Genomic DNA, 1,652 nt, shown 5'->3' with positions numbered 1-1,652 from the left:
TGCCAATAAAATGGCAAAGTAACAGAGATTAAACTGAAGAGTTTGATCCTGGCTCAGATTGAACGCTGGCGGCATGCCTTACACATGCAAGTCGAACGGCAGCACGGAGCTTGCTCTGGTGGCGAGTGGCGAACGGGTGAGTAATATATCGGAACGTACCCTAGAGTGGGGGATAACGTAGCGAAAGTTACGCTAATACCGCATACGATCTAAGGATGAAAGTGGGGGATCGCAAGACCTCATGCTCGTGGAGCGGCCGATATCTGATTAGCTAGTTGGTAGGGTAAAAGCCTACCAAGGCATCGATCAGTAGCTGGTCTGAGAGGACGACCAGCCACACTGGAACTGAGACACGGTCCAGACTCCTACGGGAGGCAGCAGTGGGGAATTTTGGACAATGGGCGAAAGCCTGATCCAGCAATGCCGCGTGAGTGAAGAAGGCCTTCGGGTTGTAAAGCTCTTTTGTCAGGGAAGAAACGGTGAGAGCTAATATCTCTTGCTAATGACGGTACCTGAAGAATAAGCACCGGCTAACTACGTGCCAGCAGCCGCGGTAATACGTAGGGTGCAAGCGTTAATCGGAATTACTGGGCGTAAAGCGTGCGCAGGCGGTTTTGTAAGTCTGATGTGAAATCCCCGGGCTCAACCTGGGAATTGCATTGGAGACTGCAAGGCTAGAATCTGGCAGAGGGGGGTAGAATTCCACGTGTAGCAGTGAAATGCGTAGATATGTGGAGGAACACCGATGGCGAAGGCAGCCCCCTGGGTCAAGATTGACGCTCATGCACGAAAGCGTGGGGAGCAAACAGGATTAGATACCCTGGTAGTCCACGCCCTAAACGATGTCTACTAGTTGTCGGGTCTTAATTGACTTGGTAACGCAGCTAACGCGTGAAGTAGACCGCCTGGGGAGTACGGTCGCAAGATTAAAACTCAAAGGAATTGACGGGGACCCGCACAAGCGGTGGATGATGTGGATTAATTCGATGCAACGCGAAAAACCTTACCTACCCTTGACATGGCTGGAATCCTTGAGAGATCAGGGAGTGCTCGAAAGAGAACCAGTACACAGGTGCTGCATGGCTGTCGTCAGCTCGTGTCGTGAGATGTTGGGTTAAGTCCCGCAACGAGCGCAACCCTTGTCATTAGTTGCTACGAAAGGGCACTCTAATGAGACTGCCGGTGACAAACCGGAGGAAGGTGGGGATGACGTCAAGTCCTCATGGCCCTTATGGGTAGGGCTTCACACGTCATACAATGGTACATACAGAGCGCCGCCAACCCGCGAGGGGGAGCTAATCGCAGAAAGTGTATCGTAGTCCGGATTGTAGTCTGCAACTCGACTGCATGAAGTTGGAATCGCTAGTAATCGCGGATCAGCATGTCGCGGTGAATACGTTCCCGGGTCTTGTACACACCGCCCGTCACACCATGGGAGCGGGTTTTACCAGAAGTAGGTAGCTTAACCGTAAGGAGGGCGCTTACCACGGTAGGATTCGTGACTGGGGTGAAGTCGTAACAAGGTAGCCGTATCGGAAGGTGCGGCTGGATCACCTCCTTTCTAGAGTTTGCACGAGTCAGGTAACTGATTCACGCATCAAATGTTCACACTTATCGGCTGTTTAATTAAGAAGAAACAGTAGTCGTAGTAG

The 1,652-nt window shown here is 51.8% G+C and carries 1 rRNA gene; it reads left to right on the top strand.

The features are described from left to right. The first annotated feature begins 30 nt into the window (after window positions 1-30). A 16S ribosomal RNA gene (locus tag ACP7EG_RS27610) occupies window positions 31-1,561 on the top strand. Window positions 1,562-1,652: the final 91 nt, after the last annotated feature.

The organism is Janthinobacterium sp. PSPC1-1, from assembly GCF_049897625.1.
GTDB lineage: Bacteria > Pseudomonadota > Gammaproteobacteria > Burkholderiales > Burkholderiaceae_D > Janthinobacterium > Janthinobacterium tructae.
This window is presented reverse-complemented; position numbering and strand designations above follow the sequence as displayed.